The 24,673-nt window shown below is 47.2% G+C and carries 21 protein-coding genes; 2 read left to right on the top strand and 19 right to left on the bottom strand.

Going from position 1 to position 24,673, the window contains the following annotated elements; genetic code table 11:
* Nucleotides 1-72 precede the first annotated feature (72 nt).
* Nucleotides 73-750 (top strand): GDSL-type esterase/lipase family protein, encoded by a 678-nt coding sequence (locus NQ502_RS13360; protein ID WP_049898081.1) that lies wholly within the window; start codon nt 73-75, stop codon nt 748-750.
* Here NQ502_RS13360 and NQ502_RS13355 read toward each other — a convergent pair.
* From NQ502_RS13355 to argC, 4 genes are read right to left on the bottom strand one after another with little or no spacing between them, the layout of a single operon-like run.
* Complete coding sequence (locus tag NQ502_RS13355; protein WP_028528160.1) at nt 742-1,935, bottom strand: aspartate aminotransferase family protein; 1,194 nt, start codon at nt 1,933-1,935, stop codon at nt 742-744. The two genes, NQ502_RS13360 and NQ502_RS13355, sit on opposite strands and share 9 nt — an antisense overlap.
* The gene (argB, locus tag NQ502_RS13350) at nt 1,922-2,818 is read right to left on the bottom strand and encodes an acetylglutamate kinase (protein ID WP_028528159.1); all 897 of its coding nucleotides are present in this window, start codon (nt 2,816-2,818) and stop codon (nt 1,922-1,924) included. The genes NQ502_RS13355 and argB overlap by 14 nt, the downstream gene beginning before the upstream one ends.
* 14 nt (nt 2,819-2,832) lie before the next feature.
* Nucleotides 2,833-4,056, bottom strand: coding sequence for a bifunctional glutamate N-acetyltransferase/amino-acid acetyltransferase ArgJ (argJ, locus tag NQ502_RS13345; RefSeq protein WP_028528158.1), 1,224 nt, complete (start codon nt 4,054-4,056; stop codon nt 2,833-2,835).
* 22 nt (nt 4,057-4,078) lie between these two features.
* On the bottom strand, nt 4,079-5,119 hold the full coding sequence (gene argC, locus NQ502_RS13340; RefSeq protein ID WP_028528157.1) for an N-acetyl-gamma-glutamyl-phosphate reductase: 1,041 nt from the start codon (nt 5,117-5,119) through the stop codon (nt 4,079-4,081).
* A gap of 279 nt (nt 5,120-5,398) precedes the next feature.
* Between argC and NQ502_RS13335 the strand changes: the two genes are divergently transcribed.
* A complete protein-coding gene (locus NQ502_RS13335) occupies nt 5,399-6,619 on the top strand; it encodes an argininosuccinate synthase (RefSeq protein WP_187374517.1) in 1,221 nt (406 codons plus the stop codon).
* 74 nt (nt 6,620-6,693) lie between these two features.
* On the opposite strand, the gene NQ502_RS13330 is transcribed toward NQ502_RS13335, so the two are convergent.
* The 15 genes from NQ502_RS13330 to NQ502_RS13260 form a co-directional block, all read right to left on the bottom strand.
* Nucleotides 6,694-8,460 (bottom strand): DUF5050 domain-containing protein, encoded by a 1,767-nt coding sequence (locus NQ502_RS13330; protein WP_028528155.1) that lies wholly within the window; start codon nt 8,458-8,460, stop codon nt 6,694-6,696.
* 121 nt (nt 8,461-8,581) lie between these two features.
* The gene (locus NQ502_RS13325; protein ID WP_028528154.1) at nt 8,582-9,073 is read right to left on the bottom strand and encodes a hypothetical protein; all 492 of its coding nucleotides are present in this window, start codon (nt 9,071-9,073) and stop codon (nt 8,582-8,584) included.
* Nucleotides 9,070-9,279 carry a helix-turn-helix transcriptional regulator gene (locus NQ502_RS13320; RefSeq protein WP_028528153.1) on the bottom strand — a complete coding sequence of 70 codons (210 nt, stop codon included), beginning with the start codon at nt 9,277-9,279 and terminating at the stop codon, nt 9,070-9,072. Before NQ502_RS13320 ends, NQ502_RS13325 begins: the two co-directional genes overlap by 4 nt.
* A 220-nt stretch (nt 9,280-9,499) precedes the next feature.
* The gene (gene iolE, locus NQ502_RS13315) at nt 9,500-10,396 is read right to left on the bottom strand and encodes a myo-inosose-2 dehydratase (protein WP_028528152.1); all 897 of its coding nucleotides are present in this window, start codon (nt 10,394-10,396) and stop codon (nt 9,500-9,502) included.
* Between the two features lie 26 nt (nt 10,397-10,422).
* Nucleotides 10,423-11,265, bottom strand: coding sequence for a sugar phosphate isomerase/epimerase family protein (locus NQ502_RS13310; RefSeq protein WP_028528151.1), 843 nt, complete (start codon nt 11,263-11,265; stop codon nt 10,423-10,425).
* A gap of 152 nt (nt 11,266-11,417) precedes the next feature.
* Nucleotides 11,418-12,419 carry a Gfo/Idh/MocA family protein gene (locus NQ502_RS13305; protein WP_028528150.1) on the bottom strand — a complete coding sequence of 334 codons (1,002 nt, stop codon included), beginning with the start codon at nt 12,417-12,419 and terminating at the stop codon, nt 11,418-11,420.
* 163 nt (nt 12,420-12,582) lie between these two features.
* Nucleotides 12,583-13,620 carry a LacI family DNA-binding transcriptional regulator gene (locus NQ502_RS13300; RefSeq protein ID WP_028528149.1) on the bottom strand — a complete coding sequence of 346 codons (1,038 nt, stop codon included), beginning with the start codon at nt 13,618-13,620 and terminating at the stop codon, nt 12,583-12,585.
* A 50-nt stretch (nt 13,621-13,670) separates the two neighbouring features.
* Nucleotides 13,671-14,447 (bottom strand): 5-deoxy-glucuronate isomerase, encoded by a 777-nt coding sequence (locus NQ502_RS13295; protein ID WP_028528148.1) that lies wholly within the window; start codon nt 14,445-14,447, stop codon nt 13,671-13,673.
* A gap of 195 nt (nt 14,448-14,642) precedes the next feature.
* Complete coding sequence (gene iolD / locus NQ502_RS13290) at nt 14,643-16,574, bottom strand: 3D-(3,5/4)-trihydroxycyclohexane-1,2-dione acylhydrolase (decyclizing) (RefSeq protein ID WP_028528147.1); 1,932 nt, start codon at nt 16,572-16,574, stop codon at nt 14,643-14,645.
* A 239-nt stretch (nt 16,575-16,813) separates the two neighbouring features.
* A complete protein-coding gene (locus NQ502_RS13285; RefSeq protein ID WP_028528146.1) occupies nt 16,814-17,842 on the bottom strand; it encodes a LacI family DNA-binding transcriptional regulator in 1,029 nt (342 codons plus the stop codon).
* A 12-nt stretch (nt 17,843-17,854) separates the two neighbouring features.
* The gene (locus NQ502_RS13280; RefSeq protein ID WP_049898080.1) at nt 17,855-18,997 is read right to left on the bottom strand and encodes a substrate-binding domain-containing protein; all 1,143 of its coding nucleotides are present in this window, start codon (nt 18,995-18,997) and stop codon (nt 17,855-17,857) included.
* Between the two features lie 14 nt (nt 18,998-19,011).
* Nucleotides 19,012-19,716, bottom strand: coding sequence for an RluA family pseudouridine synthase (locus NQ502_RS13275; protein WP_242830252.1), 705 nt, complete (start codon nt 19,714-19,716; stop codon nt 19,012-19,014).
* A 1,340-nt stretch (nt 19,717-21,056) separates the two neighbouring features.
* A complete protein-coding gene (locus NQ502_RS13270) occupies nt 21,057-21,557 on the bottom strand; it encodes a COG2426 family protein (protein WP_028528144.1) in 501 nt (166 codons plus the stop codon).
* Between the two features lies 1 nt (nt 21,558).
* Nucleotides 21,559-22,638 carry a histidinol-phosphate transaminase gene (hisC, locus tag NQ502_RS13265; RefSeq protein WP_028528143.1) on the bottom strand — a complete coding sequence of 360 codons (1,080 nt, stop codon included), beginning with the start codon at nt 22,636-22,638 and terminating at the stop codon, nt 21,559-21,561.
* Between the two features lie 241 nt (nt 22,639-22,879).
* Nucleotides 22,880-24,610 carry an ABC transporter ATP-binding protein gene (locus tag NQ502_RS13260; RefSeq protein WP_028528142.1) on the bottom strand — a complete coding sequence of 577 codons (1,731 nt, stop codon included), beginning with the start codon at nt 24,608-24,610 and terminating at the stop codon, nt 22,880-22,882.
* Between the last annotated feature and the right edge of the window lie 63 nt (nt 24,611-24,673).

Genomic DNA, 24,673 nt, shown 5'->3' with positions numbered 1-24,673 from the left:
GTACCCCTTTATATTTGCCAATCTCAGAAAAAAAAGTTATAGTTATTGTAAAAACAAAAAGAAGGAAATCTTATGAAAAAACGAACACTGCTCACAGCCGCCTGTCTCTGTCTGCTGGGAGCCGGACTGATTCTGCACAAAACCATAAACCGTACTCATCCCATACGCGTCGCCTGCGTGGGTGACAGCATCACCTGGGGCGCATATCTGGAGAACCGCAGCACTGAGTGCTATCCCTTCCAGCTTGGACGTCTTCTGGGGAAGGAATATACCGTGAAAAATTTCGGGGTCAATTCTGCCACTGCACAAAAAAACGGCGACAAACCCTACTGGGAGCAAAAATCTTTCGCCAAAAGTACTTCCTGGAAACCGGATATTGTCATTCTGATGCTCGGTACCAATGACACAAAGTCAAAGAATCGAACCAGTCCCGACAACTTTGCGGACGACTATGCCGAATTGACAGATCACTACATTTCCTGTTCATCCAGGCCAGAGGTCCTGCTGATGACACCGCCGCCTGTTTTCACACCCGAGGGGGAAGATTCCCCGCGCTTTGATATGCACCGGCAGACCCTGGAGCAGGAAATTACTTCCATTTATAAAATTGCCCGTGAAAGGGGACTCACCGTTATCGATCTGTATGATGTACTGAACGGTCAGTCCCAATATTTTCAGCTCGACGGCGTCCATCCAGACAAGGACGGAGCGGACGTCATCGCCCGCACCGTCTATCAAGCGTTAAGCTGACAGGCTTTTTTTCAGTTTTTCTATCATTTCATCCACATGTTCTCTCGTGATAACCAGCGGCGGAACGAGACGCAGTACATCGCTTCCCGCAGAGATCACGAGCAGCCCGTTTTCAAGCGCCCGGTTTACGACCTCACCGACAGGTCTCCCGGAGATCACAAGCCCCTGCATCAGACCCTTCCCGCGGCGTGCGGCTATACAGTCGTACTCTGCCGCCAGCTGATCCAGCTTTTCCTCCAGATATGGGGTTATTTCCCGTACATGCTCAATGATCTCATGTTCTTCAAACAGTTCAAAAACCCTGGAAACAGCAGCGCATACAAACGGATTTCCACCATACGTCGTGCCATGGTCACCCGGCTTCAGCGATGCTTCCGCCACTTTCTCATTCATCACAAATGCCCCGACAGGTACTCCGCAGCCGAGCGCTTTGGCGGATGTCATGATGTCAGGCCTGACGCCGTATCCCTGCCACGCAAAGTAATGACCGGTTCTGCCCATGCCGCACTGTATTTCATCCAGTATCATCACGATATCGTGATCATCGCAAAGCTCGCGGACGCCTTCTAAAAATTCCGGGTCTGCGGGATAGATTCCGCCCTCGCCCTGCACTGTCTCCAGTATAATCGCACATGTTTTATCTGTGATCAGTTTTCTTACACTGTCCAGATTATTATAAACGGCAAACTTAACACCGCCCATCAGCGGTTCAAACGGCTCCCTGTAATGTGCATTTCCGGTTACAGACAGTGCGCCGATACTCCTTCCGTGGAACGAATGCTCCATCGCAATGATCTCATGACCGGCATGTCCGTCACGCTGAAAGGCATATTTCCTGGCCGCTTTGATCGCACCCTCGATCGCCTCCGTTCCGCTGTTCGTAAAGAATACTTTATCCATCCCGCTGGCAGCGATCACTTTTTTCCCCGCCTCCATCATCGGCAGATTGTAATACAGATTAGACACGTGCATCAGCCTGTCGATCTGTTCCTTCAGTGCGTCCGCATATCCCGGATAGTTATAACCGAGGGCGCACACTGCAATACCGGCAGCGAAGTCCAGGTACTGCTTTCCTTCCACATCATAGAGGTATACGCCGTCTCCTTTTTCAAGAACGATTGGAAACCGGTTATATGTATGCAGGATATATTCTTCCGACGTCTCCATCAACTCAGTTGTCTTCATGATAAAATTTTTCCTCATCTTCCCGTAAAATAGCTGTCCCGATACCTTTGTTCGTAAAAATCTCCAAAAGCAGACTGTGCGGTATCCTTCCGTCCAGAATATGAACGCGGTTTACACCTTCACTGATCGCATCAATACAATTTTTGAGCTTTGGAATCATGCCACCTCCGACATTCCCATGTTCGATCAGCCGAACTGCCTCTTTTACCCTCAGTTCGGAGATCAGGCTGTCCGGATCGGAAGGGTCCCGGTATACGCCTTCGATATCCGTCAGGAACGCCAGTTTCTCCGCATTAACAGCCTCAGCGATCGCACATGCAGCATCATCCGCATTAATATTATATGTCTGAAAATGATCATCCAGTCCAACCGGACACACAATCGGAAGAAAATCTTTCTCCAGCAGGTCGTATAGTATCTTTGGGTTCACCTCCCTGATGTCGCCGACGAACCCGATATCCTCACCGTCTGATAGCTTCTTATCCACTTTCAGCAGTCCGCCGTCTTTGCCGCTGATGCCGACAGCCTTAATGCCGAGAGACTGCACAAGCGTGACCAGTTCCTTGTTGACTTTGCCGAGAACCATCTCCGCCACTTCCATCGTGTCAGCATCCGTCACCCGCAGCCCGTTCACAAAGTGCGGTTCCATTCCAACCTTGCCGACCCAGCGGCTGATCTCCTTGCCGCCCCCGTGCACGATGATCGGTTTAAATCCAACCAGTTTCAGCAGTACAACGTCCTCGATCACATTCTTCTTAAGCTCGTCGTCAACCATTGCACTGCCGCCGTACTTGACCACCACGATCTTCCGGTTAAAACGCTGAATATACGGCAGCGCTTCGATCAGCACCTCCGCCTTATCCAAATACATCTGATTCACCATAATCTTACCTCCGCTTATGAACGATAATCCGCATTTATTTTTACATAATCATATGTCAGGTCGCAGCCCCATGCCGTGGCAGATGCATCTCCCATCTTCACATCGGCAACCGCTGTCACTTCTTTTTCAGATAAAATTTTTGTAGCCTCTTCTTCACTGTAATCAAGTGCGATGCCGTCTTCAACGATCTTCAGTTTTCCGGCCTTGCTTTCGAAAAAGAGATCCACCTTCTCCGGATCAAACGCTGCTCCGGAGTAGCCCATCGCGCACAGAATCCGTCCCCAGTTGGCATCATGGCCGAAAATGGCCGCCTTTGTCAGAGAGGAGGTCACGATCGACTTCGAGAGCGTCACCGCCTGCTCCTTGCTCTCAGCACCGATCACCTTTACTTCGAACAGCGCTGTCGCACCCTCTCCGTCTGCAGCGATCGCTTTCGCAAGTTCTGTGTTTACTTCTTTTAACGCCTCTTTAAACGCATTGTACGACGCATTTTTTTCCGTGATCTTCGCATTTCCTGCCATCCCGTTCGCCAGCAGCAGGACTGTGTCATTGGTGGATGTGTCCCCGTCAACGGAGACCATATTATAGGTATCGCAGACAACATCGCCAAGCGCCTCCTGCAGCAGTTCTTTGGAGATGTCCACATCTGTTGTCACAAACCCGAGCATGGTGCACATATTGGGGTGGATCATGCCGGAACCCTTGCACATACCGCCAACCGTCACCGTAATACCGTCGATCTCAAACGTAACCGCCGTTTCTTTCCTGACAGTATCCGTCGTCATAATCGCCTGAGCCGCCAGTGTTCCCGCCTCCAGCGAATCCGAAAGCACCGGGACCAGTTTCTCGATCCCCTGCGCCAGATTCGTCATCGGAAGCTGTGCCCCGATCACGCCCGTCGAAGCGACAAGCACCGAATCCTCAGGAATGCCAAGCACACCTGCTGCGATTTCAGCGGTCATGCGGCAGTAAGCATATCCTTCCTCGCCGGTACACGCATTAGCCACACCGCTGTTGCAGATTACCGCCTGCGCAAACGGCTTATGATACACCTGATTCTGATCCCATTTGACAGGCGCCGCCTTCACCACATTCGTAGTGAATGTCCCGGCAGCCACACACGGCTTTTCACTGTATATCATCGCCATGTCTTTTATATTTCCCTTTTTAATGCCGGCAGCAATCCCGGCAGCCTGAAATCCTTTAGCGGCTGTGACGCCGCCCTCCATCTTCTTCATAATACTTCCTCCTTCTATCCGTTTACGGGAACATCGGAACCTGATACAGGCCTTCTGCCTCCTCAAACCCAAACATAAGATTCATATTCTGAACCGCCTGCCCCGCTGCACCCTTGACCAGATTGTCCATGGCCCCCATCATGATGATGCGGTTGGTACGCGGATCGATTTTAAAATTTACATCGACATAATTACTTCCTTCCACCCACTTCGTCTGCGGGCATACATCTCTATCAAGAACTCTGACAAACCGTTCGCTGCTGTAATATTTATCATAGACAGCTTTTACATCTTCATAAGAAACTGCACTCTTAAGGGATGCATACGCTGTCACCAGAATTCCCCGGTTCATCGGCACGAGATGCGGGGTAAAGTTAATCCGGATTTCTGAGCCTGCAGCATAGCCGAGCTGCTCCTCGATCTCAGGTGTATGCCTGTGTGAGGCCACACCGTATGCTTTGATATTTTCGTTTACCTCACAGTAAAGATTATCCATCTTGGCACCGCGCCCCGCACCCGACGTTCCGGATTTGGCATCGATAATGATCGTACTGCAGTCAATCAGCCCCTCTTTGATCATCGGGTAGACAGACAGCGTGCTGCACGTCGGATAGCATCCCGGATTCGCGATCAGACGGGCGTTCCTGATGGCTTCACGATTGATCTCACACAGGCCGTATACCGCCTCCGGCAGAAACTGCGGCGACTTATGTTCCAGCTTATACCATTCTTCATATACATGCACATCTTTTATACGGAAGTCCGCGCTCAGATCCACGATTTTGGTCTTTGACAGAATTTCTTCACTGACCAGTGAGGCACACAGTCCCTGCGGTGTCGCCGTAAAAATAACATCCGCCTCCTCCGCAAGTTCCCTCATATTATCATCGCGGCACACATTGTCCACGATCTGAAACATATTCTGATATACTTCACAGTATTTCTTATCAATATAACTTCTGGAACCATACCAGGCAATATCCACTTCTTTATGTCCGAGCAGCAGCCTGACTAGCTCTGATCCTGCATATCCCGTAGAACCGATAATTCCCGCTTTTATCATCTGTTTTCGTCTCCTTTTAATCTATGTTTTTCCACTGCATTTTATCTTTTTCGCCAAAAGGGCACTATTTTTATCATATACCAAATCGGGAAATTCGTAAAGTATTCTTTGCAGCTCTCCATGTTTGTATAATTATACATCCGCATAGTATAATATTCAAGTATTTTTTTTAATTTAGGGATTTCCTCTTGCATAATCAATGAGAATGATGTATATTATGCTCTAGAACATACAGCGGCCCACTCGGCCTGCATAAAACCACGACGGAGGATAAGGATTATGAAAGAAAAAGTAGTATTGGCATATTCCGGCGGACTTGATACAACGGCAATCATTCCCTGGTTAAAAGAACATTTTGATTATGACGTCATCTGCTGCTGCATCGACTGCGGACAGGGGAACGAACTTGACGGCCTGGAAGAAAGAGCAAAGCTTTCCGGCGCTACCAAGTTATATATTGAGAATATTATCGACGAATTCTGTGATGATTTCATCATGCCCTGCGTAGAAGCAGGCGCTGTATACGAGCACAAATATCTGCTCGGCACATCCATGGCACGTCCGGTCATTGCAAAGAGACTGGTTGAGATCGCAAGAAAAGAAGGTGCGACTGCTATCTGCCACGGTGCTACCGGAAAAGGAAATGACCAGATCCGCTTTGAACTCGGAATCAAAGCCCTCGCTCCGGACTTAAAGATCATCGCTCCATGGAGAATGACCGACGTCTGGACCATGCAGTCCCGTGAGGATGAGATCGAGTACTGCCGCCAGCACGGCATCGACCTCCCGTTCTCCGCTGACAGCAGCTACAGCCGTGACCGTAACTTATGGCATATCAGCCATGAGGGGCTCGAGCTGGAAGATCCGGCAAATGAACCAAACTACGACCACATGCTGGTACTCGGCGTGACTCCTGAGAAAGCTCCGGATGAAGGCGAGTATGTGACCATGACTTTTGAGGCGGGCGTTCCGAAGACACTGAACGGCAAAGACATGAAAGTATCTGAGATTATCACGGAGCTTAACGCACTCGGCGGTAAGCACGGCATCGGCATCGTCGATATCGTTGAAAACCGTGTTGTCGGCATGAAATCCCGCGGTGTCTATGAGACTCCCGGCGGAACCATCCTGATGGAGGCTCATGATCAGCTGGAAGAACTGATTCTGGACCGCGAAACACTCGAGACAAAGAAAAAGCTGGGCAGCCAGTTTGCACAGATCGTATATGAAGGAAAGTGGTTCACACCGCTGCGCGAAGCAATCCAGGCGTTTGTAGAATCCACTCAGAAATACGTGACCGGTGAAGTGAAATTCAAACTGTACAAAGGCAACATCATCAAAGCAGGAACCACCTCCCCGTACAGCCTGTACAACGAGTCACTGGCTTCCTTCACCACCGGCGATCTGTATGACCATAACGACGCTTCCGGATTCATCACACTGTTCGGCCTTCCGCTGAAAGTCCGTGCGATGAAGATGGCTGAGACCGAAGAAAAATAACATCATACAGTTAATGATTATAAAACACAAAAATTCCCCGCAGCGGATGATATCCTCTGCGGGGAATTTTTGTATCAGGATCTAAAAAATTTATGAAGGCTTTTGATCCATTTTCCATTTTTGTCAATCAGACACAGCTCAAAGTTATATGACTGACTTCCGTTATACGGGATATTCTCATCCATCAGGAATACGTTTCCTGCATTGTAGAATTCACCGCCGTAATTACGGTAGTTGCGGATCCTCTGCAGGGTACGGCTCTTCAGGCTGTACCGGTAAATTCCATCTGCATAGACACCCGCATACAGGTAATTTGCATCTGCGTTTGCACCTTTTATCTGTTCATTCCCGCTCACATAGAATAATGTACTGAAGCTGCCAAAGAGCGTGGTCCTGCTGCATACCGACCCATGGCTCCTGTTATAATAATAAATTTTTCCTTTGTCAAGTGCCAGCAGCTGCGCCCCTGCAATCGTCTTCACCGCACCCCCATCCACGCTCACGCGGCAGAGTGTATACCTGGAATATCCTCCCTTGTGATAAAATACATACTGACCGTCCGTCGTAATATCACGGACCCACGTGTTAGCTTCGGCAGTACAGATTTTTTTACGGGAACTTCCGTCCAATTTCATTTTATAGATACCGGTCGGCTGCAGGTCAAAACCATAGTTGTCCGCCTTATACGTTGTAAAATACAGCCACCCGTCAGCCGATGCCAGTTCTCCGCCACGCGTAATCTCTCTGAATCCGCTGCCGTCCAGATTCATACTGCATATGTAACGACTTGATCCACCGGTTCCGTATGCTTTGTCGTATACCATATAAAGTTTCCCATTACAGATGTTTAAATTCGAAAATCCATTGCGGTTCTTCACGGTTTTCAGTGCCTTTTTATCGCTGCCATCCTGCCTTACTCGGTAAATACCTTCACGCCATCCGTAATACACCCAGCCGCCGCTGTAGCAGGCCGTTCCGCCCCAGAGCATATTGGAAGCGGTATTTCCCAGCACGCCGGCCTTCCCGATCAGGTGCCCGTCACTCGCAAACCTGTATTTGGCTCCTCCGATGGTTTGAACGCCCCTGACCATCGCTCCTTTTGATCCTTTGCTTCCGGCCTTCTGGAAATAATACTTCTTCGAACCAATCGTCTGCCAGCCCAACAGCACTCTTCCTTTTCTTCCGTAGACACCGGCACGCTGAAAGTAGAAACGTTTTCCGGAAATATTCTGAAAACCGGTCAGCATCCTTCCTTTTCTTCCGTATGCTCCCTGCTGCTGAAAATAATAAGTATTCCCGCTTATCGTCTGCCAGCCCAACAGCATCTTTCCCTGCATCTCACTCGTTCCGCCTCGAATAAAATAGAAAATCTGTCCGCCAATCGTCTGCCACCCTGTTACTTTTTTTCCGTTTTTATAATAATAGATTTTTCCGTTTGCGCTTGCCCAGCCCTTCTTCGCACTGGCAGCCGCCCTTGGCTGTACGCCTTCAGATACGGCTTCCGGAAGCTCCTCCGCCTGCGGCAGAACCTCCGGCAGAGTCTCTTCCGGTTCATCAAAATCCGCATCCTCTTCCGGAAGCGGTTCTCCGGTTATTTCTTCGACTCCCGCTTCTACAGTCTCCTCTTCGGGCGGAATTGTCACCTTATCGTCTGTATCCTCCTGCCCCGGCACCTCCAGCTCTGTATCCTCCATTCCGGTATCCGGCATCTCCTCCTGCTCGGCTTCCCCCGTCAGCACTGCTCCTTGCCCATCAGGATTCATCCCTTCTGCAAGAGCAGATACCGTCATGCTGAAGACCAGCGCTGCCGTCAGCGCTGCTGTTCCCATACGTTTTAACATGTGTTCCCTCCTCATATCTATTTTCCTTTATTTTACTCCTTTTCCCTTTACTTTCCAATACCTGTCAGCAAAACATAAAAATAAATCCCCGGTCTTTACTTTTGGCCGGGGATTCCTGATTTTAAAGCTTTTTATTAAAATAAGCATAAAAGCCAACATACATCGCAGAAAGTATGATAATGACCGCCCAGAAGCACCAGAATACGACAATGCTAAAGAGACTTCCGATCAGCATCGCCGGGAGTGCCAGCAGCAATACTGTGAATCCCGCATACTGCATTGCTTTTTGCGCAATCATCGAACTTCTCTCATCACGGTTTTTCCTGCGTTCATCTTGCAGTGCTTTCTCATCACGCAGCAATTTTCTTCCATGCAGCAGTTTGACTGCAGAGCCGGCAATCAGCGCCGCTCCAAGTCCGACATAGACACCGCTTACAAAATCGGGTATATGCCTGCCTGTCATGCGCTCACCGATCAATATCCCAAACACGATCAACATGACGCCAAATACCATGATAAGCGCACATATCTTCTGATTCCGGCGGACTACATTTGCATAAGAACGATCCTCCGGTGACAGCCTTTCCAATATTTCTTCTATTAAACAGCTCATAAATTCTCCTCCTCCAAATCAAATATAAAAATGTCCTCAATCTTCATATCAAAATACTGTGCAATCTTATGCGCCAGCACGAGCGAGGCTTTGTACCTGCCGCTCTCCAGAGATATGATCGTCTGTCTCGTAACATCCACTGCGTCAGCCAGTTCATTCTGGGTGATCCTTCGTTCCTTGCGCAAATCCTGAATCCGGTTCTGCAACTCTCCACCTCCATGTATAGTTTGTTTTACATTTTTAGTATAGTACGCTTTACATTAAATGTCAAGTGCATTTTACATATCCATCTATCTTTTTCCTGGGGAGGCTTTATGGTGCAGGGAACGAAGTTTCTTATGCGATGAAAAACACCGCTGCAGACAGCCGATCTCTCAGCGGTCCTGCAGCGGTGTTACTATGTATCATATCTCAAAAATAAGAATTTTATAAGCCTGTTTTCTCAGCAATATATTTTCTTGCTTTGATCGCATATTCCAGCGGATTGGCAACAGCCGGATCCTGTTCTGCTTCTACGAGTACGTATCCTTCGTAGTTTGATTTCTCGATGATATCAAACAGCGGTGCAAAGTCAACATCTCCGTCTCCAGGTACGGTAAATACGCCGTTACGAACACCTTTCAGGAAGCTCCAGCGCTCTGCCTTGGATTTTTCTGCCATCTCTTTACGAACGTCTTTCAGATGGATGTGTCTGGTTCTGTCGATATATTTTCCGAGAACTTTTACAGGGTCAATGCCTGCAAATGTACAATGTCCGCTGTCAAACAGAAGAAATACATATTCCGGATCAACGCTGTCCATGAAACGATCGATTTCCTCTTCTGTCTGTACAACAGTTCCCATATGATGGTGGAAAGTCAGATACATATCTTTTTCTCTTGCGATCTTGCCCAGTTTGTTCAGACCGTCAACGAGCAGTTTCCACTCATCATCGTTCATCACATGTTTGCCTTCCCATACAGGCTGGTCCATCATTCCCTGGATGCTGTAGCTCTGCTCGGAAACGCCGATTACCTTAGAACCTACTGCTTTTAAGAAGTCAAGTTTCTCAACAAATTCTTTTTCAACTTCTTCGTATGGTTTTGTTACAAGGAAAGAAGAGAACCAGGAATTACAGATGGTCATTCCTCTTAATTTCAGAGCTTTGTTCAGCTCGTCCGGATCTGTCGGGTATTTGTTACCGATTTCACATCCCGTGAATCCTGCCAGCGCCATTTCACTGACACACTGCTGGAACGTATTCTCTGCTCCTAAATCCGGCATATCATCGTTAGTCCAACCAATCGGTGCAATTCCTAATGAAACTTTATTCTTATCTAACATCTTATCCTTTTCTCCTTTTCCATTCCTTATTTATTATAATACTTTGCGACAAATTCCTTTGTCACTTCTGCCGCTTTCCTGATGTTCTCTTCATGAGGCATTGCGTAGTATTCCGGACGGAATTCTTCGATTGTGCATACACCGTCGAATCCGATCTCATTCAAAGCTGCTGCGATCCCTGCATGGTCCACAACACCCTCACCCGGCCACAGACGTTTGTCATCGCCGCAGGATCCGATCGGCAGGTCTTCACAGTCATTCAGGTGATATACGAAGATCTTGTTCGGATCGGCCTTTCTCAGTGCTTCCAGGCTGGATCCCATCTCATGGAAATGGAAAGTATCCAGCGTAACGCCTACATTGGGAAGACCCACTTCCTCCACCACATCGTATGCTGTCTGGAACTGATTGACAGAGCATGTCGGCACGCCGCAGAACTCTAAAGATACGCGGATATCCGGCCCCATTTTCTCAGCGATGTAGCGCAGTCTTGCCGCTGCCTCTTTCTTAATATCATTGACGCTCTTGTCCAGTCCCACGTTGAAAGACGGAACGGCGATCAGCATCTTCATTCCGATCGCGTCACATACTTCCTTGATCCAGTCAAGGTGCCAGTCCATGGCCAGAGTCTGGAATGGATCCAGCTGGTTAAAGAATTCCAGCGTATTGTAAGCCCATGGTTTGATGTTATGGTTCTTAAACCATTCCCCCAGCTCTTCCAGTGTATGGCCTTCCTGAATGTATTTTGCGATGCAGTCATAGCGGATTTCAAAATAATCGAACCCGTATTTCTCACACATCTCCAGGTCTGCCATCAAAGATTGACCTTCACACTTCAAAGCTGTTGCTTCATTGAAACCAATCTTCATCCTAAATCCTCCTTATTCTCTTAAACTTCAGCGATCCACATATCATTGCCAACTACCTTTTACGTGTCCTCTCGCATAGATTTATTATAATTTTTTTCGGAGGATTTATCAACTGTTTTCATGAAAAACATCACATTTTTCACATCGGACGTTCAGCGGTAAAATTCCGGTTTTTCCCCTGTGACAATCGGTTCAACCTGACCGCTCTTCTGTGCCTTGACAAACGCGTCTGCCGTCACTGCTGCAACGTAGCCGTCCCACGCCGTAGGACCGTTGATGATACCTTCGGCAGCGGCATTTACCCAGTCCTGAAGTTCGGTATCGTACGATTCGATAAAACGGTTGATCCAGCTCGTCTCGATACCGGTTGCAACACTCGCGTCACTTTTAATGATCGGCGTAGCCGGCGCCGCCAGCTTCACAGTTCCTTCTTCGCAGACGACTTCGCAATTGATATCGTATCCGAATTTGCAGTTCACAAACACTTCAACGTCGATCGTCATGCCGCCTTTGGTCCGGAAAATCATGAACTGGGGATCCGCAAGGTGCGGCAATGCATTCTTTGTTCTCTTGTTCATAATAACCTGTGCCGATTCGTACTCGTCGTCGATCAGCCAGTGCATCACATCAATTTCATGGATCAGCGTATCATGCACGGCCATTTCCGTAGAGTAGGTATCAGCCACTACAGGATTGCGGTGCGTGCAGTGAGCCATCAGCGGTTCCCCATATTTCTTCGACATAAGTACTTCTTTCAGCTGATGGTAGCCCTTATCATACCGGCGGTTAAATCCCACCTGCACAAGATGTTTACCGGATGCCATCTCAGCCTCTACGATTTCCTTGCAATCCGCCGCTGTCGTAGCAAGCGGTTTCTCCGAAAATACTCTTTTTCCCGCCGCAATCGCCTGAAGTACGGTTTCCTTGTGCGCAAACCCCGGCGAGGTCACTACCACTGCCTCTACATCCGGGTCTGCAACAAGATCGGCTCCGTCTGTATAGACTTTTGCCCCGCAGATCCCGGCAGCTTTTCTGGCGCCTTCTTCAAACACATCAGACACAGCGACAACCTGTACGCCCTGCAGCTTTTTGCTCAGCCGCTTAATATGCTCCTGACCAATCATCCCACAGCCTACAACACCAACTTTTAACATAGCAAAATCCTCCTTAGAATGAATAATAAGTTTACTTCTCTGTCACTGTTTCCCACCTTAATCTATCTTCAGTATAACACCGCGTGCACGTGTACACCATTTGGAAATATGCCCAATATTATCGGATCATTTTTATGCATTTTTCCAGAAATAATGCCGCCTGTTATACAGGCGGCAGATTATATCTGGTTCGTATCGTAAGATCCGTATACTGAAACTCACACTGCGGTTTCTCTCCGTCAAACACGAGATGAAAAAGTACCATAATCGGTTCGTAGCCCTGAACTCTTGCATTCTGCTCCAGCACAAACGCGATGTTTCCGTCACACAGCAGTTTTCTGTTATTCTCATTCAAATCATTGGATATGATCTTCACCCTTCCGATGATCCCCTCTTTTTCCAGCGCCGCACAGACTCCCTGCTCCACATTTACCGTCAGAAATAATCCACTGATCTCCGGGTGGCGCTCCACCAGTTCCCTGGTAATATCCTCAGCAATAGCGTCGCTGTTGTACGCATACTGTACGCCAACGAGTTTTATTTCAGGAAAACGTGCTGCAATCTCATCACGAAATCCTTCCACCCGCTTGTTCAGACTAGGATTCGCCTCATAGCCCGTGATAACGCCCACTTCTCCGCGCCCGCCAATGATTTCACCCATCAGGCCGGCTGCCGCCCGCCCGCATTCATACGTATTCTGACCAATATAACAGAGACGGCTGCAATCTTCAAGATCGGTATTAAATGTGACAATCGGAATGCCATATTCATCCGCAAACCGGTCAATCGTCTCCTTCGTCCGTCTGTTCATGGATGGATTCATTGCAATCGCATGTACATTCTGTGACCGGAGCTCCTCCATCGCATCGATCACCGCTTTCGTGTTCAAACCTTTAATTTCTTTTAAGACCACGGAAGCCCCGAGATGACCCAGTTCTTCCCTTGCCGCCTCTATTCCTTCGAGAATCCCCCGCATGAACATCGTCTCGACTTCCTGGAGAACTACCCCGATGCAGATAGATCGTCTTGCCATGGCGAGCGCCTTGCCCGCACGGTTCGGACGGTACCCCATCTCCTCGGCGATCTGCCGGATACGGTCTGCCACCTCGGGTCGGATCCGCCCCCTGTTGTTCAGCGCACGGTCAACTGTCCCCCGGGATACTCCGGCGCGTTCTGCAATTTCCTGTAGTGTCACTGCCATAATATGTCCCCTTCCAACAGTCAGCAATCTATACGTTGCAGCAGATTTTATTAAACCTCATCCAGCCATGTGAATCTTTCATCATACGTGCCCACCGTCCACGGATTGTCATCGAAGTGACGGATCATCCATACGATAAACATCCGATACCCCGGTGCCGCAGACTGCGGATGCGTCTTGCCTCCCGGAATGGCACTGAAACTTCCATCCTTAATGTAGTAGACATCTTCTCCTACAAAGCTGGCTCCAAACCCCTCCGGACGCTCAAACTTAAAGTAATACACTTCCGGCTGCGGATGGGTGTGCGGAAGATAGCCGCACCAGTTTCCAGGTTCATTCATGATTTCTCCGATCACCATATTCGAATATGGTGCTGATTCATAGTCGAATATCGTACTGACTTTCCGCTTCGCCGTATCTCCATATTTCCCATGACACCTCTCGATCCAGGGCGCATCCTCGGGGCCGTACAGCTTTGAAGGAAAAGTCCTGTTATTATGAGTGGACTGTATCAGTAGTTCAACGTCATCAGACTTTGCCGTAACCGTGATCTCAACATTTTTGCAGACGTGCAGGCACCACAGCCCTTCCGTCCAGACATCTTTCCTGGAGACCTGCTGCACCTGTCCATCCCATGCCAGGCTTATGTTCCCCTGAAGCAGCAGCACTGCAGTCTCCTCCTCAGGTTTTCTCAATGTCTTCACAGATCCCAAATTCATTCTGAACAGCCGAATATCCATCAGCATATCGCTGTAATCGCCTTCATACTCTGTTACGATCTGTTCACCGTCCGCACTCCAGGCGGGATAGCCAAAATCTTTTCCCATTTTACACCTCCAGCATATCTTTAAATACAATTTTGGTGGAAGGCAAAAACCCTCCACCAAATTATAAATCGTATGATGTTGAGGCAAAGATATTTTGCCCCTGATTGATGCCACGGATTGCTTCGCACGATGTGCTCCCGCATCTCCGCTTCGGTCAGTGCTAAACAAGTGCCACCGGCACTCAGCACCCTGACATCAATATTTTCTTGCTTCTGCTCTTCCTTCCATAACACCTTCGCAGGCTTCGCGAACGCTTTCTTTCTCAGAAGTAGTAGCAATGCCAACATTCCACCATGACTCATATCCGTCAGTCATCGTTTTCGGAATAACTTTCAGATCAAACAGGCAGGCAACCGTCTGTTTCTTAGCATCTTCCAGAGCATCTTTCAGTTCCTGAATCGTCTTACATGTATATGTCTTCAGGCCGTATCCCTCGCCAACTTTTGCGTAGTCAACCGGGATCAGGTCACCACACGGCTTCTGTCCTTCACTGTAACGGAACTCAGTAGCAATGCTTCCGATACCATGGCCCATCTCCAGATTGTTGATGCATCCGAATCCACAGTTGTCAAATACTAAAATGTTAACTTTCTGTTTTTCCTGCATGATGGTCATGATCTCGCTGTGCAGCATCTGGAAGCTTGCATCTCCGACAACTGCGTATACTTCGTTGTCCGGATCAGCCATTTTCACGCCGAGTGTTGCCGCAACTTCATATCCCATACAGGAATAGCCGTACTCTGCATGGTATCCGCAGCGTTTATCTGTTGTCCACATTCTCTGTGAACAGCTTGGAAGACTTCCGCCTGCTGTAATGTAGTTGGCATCTTTGTCGATCACTTCGCGGATCGCTGCAAGTGCGGCCGTCTGTGTGATCATTCCGCCCGTCATTTTAACAAATTCCGGAACAGTACGCGGATCTCTGTTTTTGATGATCGGATCGAAGTCATCGCCTGTGTATGTAATGCCTGCCAGATGAGCCATTTCCTCATCCCATGCCTTTTTAGCCGCCTCAATCTCTCCGCTGTATGCAGAAACATAGCCCTTTGCTCTCAGCTTCTCAGCCAGCGCTTCGATCGTAACCTTGGCATCACCGACAGCCTTTACTGCATCCATTTTGTATGCGTGGTATCTGTTGTTATTAATTGTAACAAATTTTGAATCTGAATTTGTAAACAGTCTCTTAGAGCTTGTCGTAAAATCAGACAGTCTGCTTCCGATCGCAATGACAACATCTGCATCTTTCGCAATGACATTGGAAGCAAGTGTTCCCGTAACACCGATACCGCCCAGGCAGTATGGATGGCTTGATTTGCAGGCACTCTTACCTGCCTGGCTCTCGCCGAATGGAATTTTAAATTCTTCACAGAATTTCTCAACCGTTTCGCCTGCTTCAGAGTATTTCACACCGCCGCCTACAATGATAAGCGGTTTTTTCGCTTCTGCGATCACTGCCGCAACATCTTCCAGTTCTTCGTCAACTGCAACCGGTCTTGTAATCCTGTGTACTCTCTTCTGGAAGAAGTAGTCCGGGAAGTCAAAAGACTCACCCTCTACGTCCTGACAAAGCCCAATGCAGCATGCGCCTGCTTCAGCCGGATCAGTCAGCACACGCATTGCGCTGATCAGCGCCGTCATGATATGTTCCGGACGTGTCACGCGGTCCCAGTATTTACAAACCGGTTTAAACGCATCATTTGTTGTGACAGCAAGGCTGTTGCTCTGCTCCAGCTGCTGCAGAACCGGATCTGGCTGTCTGGAGGCAAATGTATCTGCCGGGAATACCAGCAGCGGAATATTATTTACAGTTGCAGTAGCACATGCTGTAACCATGTTGGCAGCTCCAGGTCCTACAGAAGATGCACAGGGAATGATCTTTCTTCTGTTGTGCTGTTTTGCAAATGCAATTGCAGTATGGCACATACCCTGCTCATTTCTTCCCTGCATAACTTTTAACTGACCAGGATTTGTATCCAGCGCCTCTCCAAGACCGACAGCGATACCATGTCCGAAGATGGTAAAGAAGCCTTCAACAAATTTTGTCTCCTGACCGTCAAGGCTGACGTACTGATTGTCAAGGAATTTTACAATTGCCTGGGCAACTGTCATTCTGGTTGTTTTTTCCATTGCTCAATATCCTCCTATTCTACGCGGCATCCTCCGATGCCTCACCTGCTTGCGTGCCTTTTTGACACGCAATTTACTTACCTTTTATGCACTTATTCTAACACCTGAGCCTCTTTCGCGCAAGCATTTTTTGTGGATATTCCCTTATTTTATATTATACACAAAAAAAAATCCCTCAGTTGGAGGGATTGCACAAAAGTTTTGGCACGCACTTGGCACGCACAGCGTGCCAATTAATTCTAAATATTGTATTTTGTAAGAATTTTAATGTCTGTGAACATCATATCCTGATTTAATTCTCTTCCCTTGATCAGATGATCATACAGAAGGTGAATCGCCCGGTACCCCTGAACATACCCTTCCTGATCAATCAGGAAATCAAAGTAATTCTTTTCCAGAGCCTCGGCATTTTTCGGTGTCATATCGTACACGATGACATACGGCCTGTGTTTTGGCCTGATTTTGTCAAGCGCACAGCACACACCGCCCTGCCCCCGTGACGCCACGAAAATCCCAGCCAGATCCGGCATCATATGCATGGTGTTCACAATAATCTGCTCCACTTCTTTGGCATCCCCGGAACTGCTCTGTACGCCAAGCAGCTCCATATCCGGAAACGACTGCTTTACTTCTTCGATAAATCCTTCTACCCTCAGGCTGTTGACACTGTTGGTAAAAAAACCGGTAATGATCAGTATTTTTCCGCTGCCCCGCGTCAGCATTCCCATCAGCCCTGCGGCGGCACGGCCGCTTTTTCTGTTATCAAGACCCACAAAACAGCTGCGCTTCGTACCGACGATATCAGAATTAAATGTCACAACCGGTATATGCCGCTCCTCCATCAGCCTGTTAAGGCGGCTTCTGACACTGTCACACTCCACGGGCATGATTGCAAGTCCCGATATCCGAAGTTTGTCCAGTTCATCGATGGCTTTTAACTGCTCCTGCTCATCCACCGAGACAATATTGCGGATATAAAGAACCACATTCCGTTCTCTCAGCTCTTTTTCAACGTCCGCGATACCCTGATGCACCGGAATCATGAAAGAGGACTCCGACATCTGTGTAATCACTCCGATACGAAGTTCGCCCTCTTGATTCTCGTCCGTTTCCGCTTTTTTTCGCGGATGATAATCCAGTTCCTCAGCTATTTCCCAGATTCTCCGGGCTACCTCAGGGTTTATTCTCCCTCTGTGATTAAGCGCCCGGTCAACTGTTCCGCGGGAAACCCCGGCAATCTGTGCTATCTGTCTTATCGTTCCAGCCATTTTCTCCTACTCTCACTCATATAAAAATTTCTGGTTTTCTTCGTGGTCTATATTACTGCTGTCTATCCACTGATAGCCTGCGTCGATCACTTTATCATTCTCCAGCCCCAGAATCGCCCTGGCAGCCGAAGTTATCGTCGCATATCCCATGCCAAACGGATTCTGACAAACAGTCCCATACTCTTTACCATCTCGGATGGCCTCCTGCTGTCTGGAACCGGAATCAAACCCCACCATCAGAATATGGGCATTTTCTTCTGTGTCCAGAACGTCCAGGACCTCAGATGCCATCGTCTCATCAGTCGCAAAGATCCCCTTGATGCCAGGTCTTTCCTCCAGCACTGACAATAATCTGTCTTTTACACTTCTGTCATCATCCGGATCATCCGCGTAAATTACCTCCATAACCACTACGGAACCGTGAGAATCCTGTGTTTCACTCAAAAATCCCTGCACACGTTCGGATATGGATTCCCCTTTACGCTGCGACGCAACAATCAGCACTTCTCCCGATTCATTCATCCCCTGACTCAAACGGCGTGCTGCTTCCGCTCCCGCCTCCCTGTTGTCCGTTTTACACACGGTATAGACAAGCTCATCCGTCATCACCCCAGAATCCAGGATAATCACCGGTATTCCGTTTTCCTCAGCCGTCTCCAGCTGAGCTTCACATGACCCCATATCAATGGCCGCCAGGCACAGCACCTGAGGATTCTCCGACAACACAGCATCCACAATGTTAATCTGGCCTTCCGCATCACTTTCATGTTCGGGTGCCTCAAAAGTCATATATATCTTGTCATCATCGACAAACCCTGCTTCTTCATTCAGATCATCAATCGCCTGCTGCATACCGGTCTGCACAGCTTTCCAGTAATTAGACTTCTTCCCTTTTACAACGACCGCAATATGAGAGGCAGCTGTCAGTTCCAGTCCTTTTACCGTCGTATAGTCCGTCTTCAGTTTCTGCTCATCCGGCAGTTCAATCTCCACTCCCGAATCTTCCGCCTGGCTTTCTTTAACCTCTTGCTCGTTATCTTTCTCTTCTGTCTGCTCCTCCCCCTCGTTTAACTTTGCGGAATCGTCTTTCCCGCACCCCACCGTAACTGCCAGTAATAACCCGGCCAGTAAAAGGCTCAGACATTTCTTACCCATTTCATTCTCCCTTCTTATTCAGCTTTTGCTTCTTTATAATACCGTTCAAGGTCCTCTTCCGGTATCTGAAAGCTCATTTTTTTACCCGTTGCCGGGTGCGTAAACCGCAGTTTATATGCACACAAAGCCAGCGTTTCATTTTCTGCCCCGGCATTGTATTTTGGGTCTCCTGCAAGCGGCATTCCCGCATGCGCCATCTGTACACGAATCTGGTGATGTCTGCCCGTCAAAAGTCTGATCTCCACTAATGCCCTCAGGCCGCGCTGTTCTATCAGCCGGTAATGTAATATCCCCCGTTTCGCATTTTTTTCCGACCGTTCAACTACCCTGGAACGATTTTCTCTGCCGTCTTTTACCAGATAATCTTCCAGCATACCCTCTCCCGGCACATGATCCGTCTCAGCAACTGCCAGATAATACTTTTCCAATGTACCATCGGTAATCTGCCGGCTCAGGTCTCTTGCAGCCCTTTTTGTCTTTCCGAAAATCACCAGACCTTCCACCGGCTGATCCAAACGATGAACGATCCCCAGATAAGGAATTCCCTGCAATCCAGCGCTGTTTTTCTCAGATAAATAATTTTTAACAGCGCTCTCCAGGTCCATCTGGCCAAATCTTGCACTCTGTACCGCCATCCCTGCCGGTTTGTTTATCACAATCATATCACAATCTTCATATACTATGCTTTCTTCGAGATTTCTCATTCGGAACTGGGTCATATTCATTACTCCCTTTCAATCAGGCAAGGATTTTACACAAATTACCTTTTGACTCCAACATCATTATATATAAAAGTACAAAAACAAGCAACCGCTATATCTGTTTTTCGATATAACGGCTGCTTATGAATCTTCGTTATTCAATTTTTTCTTCTCTCTCTCTTAAATATTATATGTCAAATTTACTTCTTTACGAAACATCAATAGTTCCATATTCAATTATCTATATAAATTTAAATATTTGATATTCCCTGCTCGTAAGTGATAAACTTACTTAGAAGTTATATATATTTATCTCATATTAAATTCTTTCTCTATCTTTTAAATAAATGAAATCATTTAATATGCTTCTCATATGCTTTGATTGAAATGTGATTTTTATAAATTCCTCTTACTTTAAACCTTTGGATTATACTTCTCTTCTTCGGATCACAGCTTCTCACTTCTATCTTCTGAATTCTTTTTCAGGAATGAAAGATTCTCTTTATTTGATTCTCTCCTCTGATGATTTCATTCGATATTTCTATAGATTTTTAAATTTCATTTCTGATTATTTAAAATCTCAACTATATCTCCTGGTTTCACTTTTGGATGTGTTCAATTCCACCTTCAAATACCCGATTTCTCGTCTCGCATATCTGATATTGGGATAAAGATTTTCTTTTGTTCCTTACTATTTTTCTTCTTCCGATTTTGTCCTTAACTCTTATCTTTCAATTTCGATCTATGAATCCTTAGATTTGTTTCAGATTCTTTTATAAAGTATTCACTGTCTCATCTTCTGCTTCTGAGGAATAATTCAAAATGTTGATTATCATATTTCTTTACATATCATAATCTTTGAATTATTTTTTGTGGTATATGTTCAATATGAAGGCCAGCTCTATATATACCTTTTAGCTTTTTCCTTTGTTTTTTCTTTTCGAAAATATGGAAGTCAATTTTTCATCTTATTAAAAGGTCTTCTCGCGGGGAACTGCTATGCCATACCACTTTCATATTGATTGTTATTATGTACCTCTCCCAATGGACTAACCTCCTTCTTCATAATTCTTTATATAAATTTATATGTAGAAATTATGAACTCTGTTGAGTGTTTGTTGACTGGTTTCTTTTGATGTATTTATAATAACAGATGCCGTTCTATTTGTCAACACATTTTTTAAATTTTTTTCTATTATTTTCATAACCATTACCTTTACCACAAGTACACTGTTTATTGTATGAATTATATTAAATTTCCTGATAATTATGTTTTTCACTAAAAAACAAAAACTGCGTCCTGAAATTGGACGCAGCTTCATATATATCTGTTTATATCATTGTATTCCCATCTGTTCTTATCTGATGATACTGCCAAGCAATCCGTATGACACGATACTCATAATCACAGACGCCAGGAAAATCCCAAGAAGAATCGCCAGAGATGATTTCTTAATATCAATATCAAGAAGCGATGCAATCAGTGCTCCCGTCCATGCCCCGGTTCCCGGAAGCGGAATCCCTACAAACAATACCAGTCCCCAGAACTCATACTTCTCTATCTTATCACTTTTTCCCATCGCCTTGCGTTCCAGCCATTCGATCATCGGCCGGAACAATCTCGTCTTCTTCATCCATTTGAAAATCTGTTTAATGAACAGCAGAATAAATGGAATCGGAAGGATATTCCCGATGATGCAAAGAGGCAGCGCCGTCAGATACGGTACCTGCAGCAGGGATGCGGCCAGCAGCCCTCCTCTAAGCTCCAGAATCGGCAGCAGTGAAATGATAAAAACTACAGCCGTTTCCGATATATAAGGTGTCAGGTTGGCGGTAAACCATTGTACCAGTGAATCCATGTTATGCTTCTCCCTTTTCTTTTCTCTCTGCTAAATAGTGTTCCAGAAACTCTATCAGCTTTCTCATCTCTTCCGGTGTTCCGATGGTTATCCTCAGGTGATTGCTGATCCGCGGCTTATTAAAGTAACGGACATAGATATGTTCCTCGCGGAGTCTGGCAAATAATTCCGATGCCGGGCAGCTTTCATGCGCCGCAAAGACAAAATTTGCCTTGGAATCTTTAAAAGAAAATCCCAGACGCGCCAGCTGCGCCTGTGTCCATTCCCGTGTCTCAGTGATCTTGCCGATCGTTTCCCGGAAATATGTTTCATCTTTTATGGATGCCTCACCCAGCTCCAGCACCGTGGCGTCCATCGTATAGGAATTAAACGAATATTTCACGTCGTTCAGACAGCGGATCATCTCTTCATTACCGCAGGCATAACCGATACGCAGGCCTGCCATGGAACGGGATTTTGAAAATGTGCGCACGACGAGAACATTGTCATACTCTCTGATCAGCGGCAGCGCCGTTTCCGCACCAAAATCCACATAAGCCTCGTCCACAACTACGACAGATTCTCTGTTGGATTCGATGATCTCTCTCACTGACTCCAGGGACAGCTCTGCCCCCGTCGGCGCATTGGGATTCGGGAAAACAATTCCTCCGTTCACCTTTTTATAATCACCGGCAACAATATCAAACTCGCCGTTCAGCGGTATTTTTTCATATGGAATTCTCAGAAGCTCTGCCCATACATCGTAAAATGAATATGTGATATCCGGAAACAAAATTGGATCGCTGCCGTTAAAAAAAGTCATGAACGCCATAGCCAGCACGTCATCAGACCCCACCCCGACGAATACTTCCGTCTCTCTCAGCCCGTGATAATCGGCGATCGCTTTCACAAGCCTGTGTGCTGTAGGATCCGGATAAAGCCGAAACGTATCTGTCCTCATATCCTTCAGCGTCTGTTCCACCATCGGCGACGGCGGATATGGATTCTCATTCGTGTTTAATTTTATCATATCCGGATCATCCGGCTGCTCACCCGGCACGTAAGGAACGACACTTCTTACATTATCTTTCCAAGTCTTCATCGATTTTCCTCTCTGTGTTCCATCAGGCATTAGCGCAATACCTGACCTGCATAAATTGTTCAATTCAGAACAACAGTATACCCGGTTTTACGGCAAAAAGCAACCGGGTATTCACCATCTCAATATATCATAAATACCCGGCTTCACGCCTCACGCCAGCTTTTAACCAGCTCCACTTATTCAGTTTAACAGATCGCGGCAAATGTGGAATTTGCCACTACTTCATCCTGCATCGCATCTTTCAGAACTGTATCTGATATAACCCTGCATAAATACCATCCTTTTTCAGCAGCTCCTCATGCGTCCCTTCCTCAGCAATGCCATCCTGTGTCAGCACAAGGATTCGCTTTGCATTGCGTATCGTCGAAAGGCGGTGCGCGATGACAAACGTAGTCCGGTTCTTCGCCAGATCTTCCAGCGATTTCTGTACGACCTTCTCACTCTCATTGTCCAGCGCCGAGGTTGCTTCATCAAAGATAAGGATCGGAGGATTTTTCAGGAATACTCTTGCAAGCGCAAGCCTCTGCTTCTGTCCGCCGGAAAGTTTGATTCCGCGCTGTCCGATGTCTGTATCATAGCCGTCCACCAGCTCACTGATAAATTCATGGGCGTTTGCCGCCCTCGCCGCCCGGATCACCTCCTCGTCCGAGGCGTCCGGTTTTCCGTAGCGGATATTATCCATGACCGTCCCCGCGAACAGATAGACATCCTGCTGTACGATCCCGATCTGCCGCCGCAGGTCTTTCAGTTTGATATCACGCACATTGATCCCGTCAATCTTCACCTCCCCGCTGCTCACGTCATAAAAGCGCGGAATCAGGCTGCACAGCGTTGTCTTTCCTGCCCCTGAACTGCCGACAAGCGCAACATATTCTCCCGCATTCACCTTCAGATTTACGTGCGAGAGAACATTCTGGCTATGGTCTTCATAGTGAAACGATACCTGGTCAAATTCCACATCACCGCTGACATGATCCACCGAAACAGCATCCGGTCCGTCCTTGATATCCGGAGCTATCTCCATAACCTCAAGGAACCGGTCATAACCACTGTATCCATTTTGAAACTGCTCCGTAAAGTTGACCAGCTTTTTGACCGGTTCAGTAAAGTTGTTGATATAGAGCAGAAAGGTCACCAGGTCTGCCACCAGCAGTTTCCCGTCTGCCATCAGAAGCGCACCTGCAATCAGAGATCCTACCGTGATCAGCGTCGTAAACGCCCCCATTCCGGAATGATATCCTGCCATATAACGATAGCTCTTCCGTTTTGAATCCACAAAGCGCTCATTGCCGCTTTGGAATTTGGATAGCTCTTTCTTCTCATTTCCAAAGGATTTGACGACCCGGATGCCTGCCAGGCTGTCCTCGATCTGGCTGTTGATATCCGCAATGCGGGCACGGTTCTCCTTAAACGCATGTTTCATCGCCCGGTTGAAATACACGGCATAGATCATCATCACCACAACAATGACAATCGCCACCAACGCCAGCGTGCCGTTGATGTTCAGCAATATGATAAAAGCACCAACCAGTTTGATCAGTGAGATCACCAGGTCTTCCGGACCGTGGTGCAGCAGCTCGCTGATGTCAAACAGATCACTCGTAATGCGTGATAACAGATGCCCCACTTTCTGATTATCGTAAAATGCAAAAGAAAGCTTCTGATAGTGCCCGAAGATTTCATTTCTCATATCCCGCTCTATGAATACACCCATCATATGTCCGAAATAAGTAATAAAATAGTTGCAGCCCGCCTCAATCAGTACCATGGCAATCATCAAAATACCAAGCTTCAGGATCATCTGCCTCGCATCTGCCAGATCCATCTCCGTCACATTTGATGTGATATAACGCACAAGAAGGGGAATTACCAAGGTAATTCCCGCTCCCGTAACTGCAAACAGCAAATCTGAAAAAAACAGACCTTTATATGGTTTATAATATGAAGCAAGCCGCATAAGTTTTTTGTTCATCGTCCATTTGTCCCCCTCATCCGTTGATATCATTCCTGCGCTCATTCTACCACAACTTTCGGG

The sequence above is a fragment of the Ruminococcus gauvreauii genome (assembly GCF_025151995.1).
GTDB lineage: Bacteria > Bacillota > Clostridia > Lachnospirales > Lachnospiraceae > Ruminococcus_G > Ruminococcus_G gauvreauii.
This window is presented reverse-complemented; position numbering and strand designations above follow the sequence as displayed.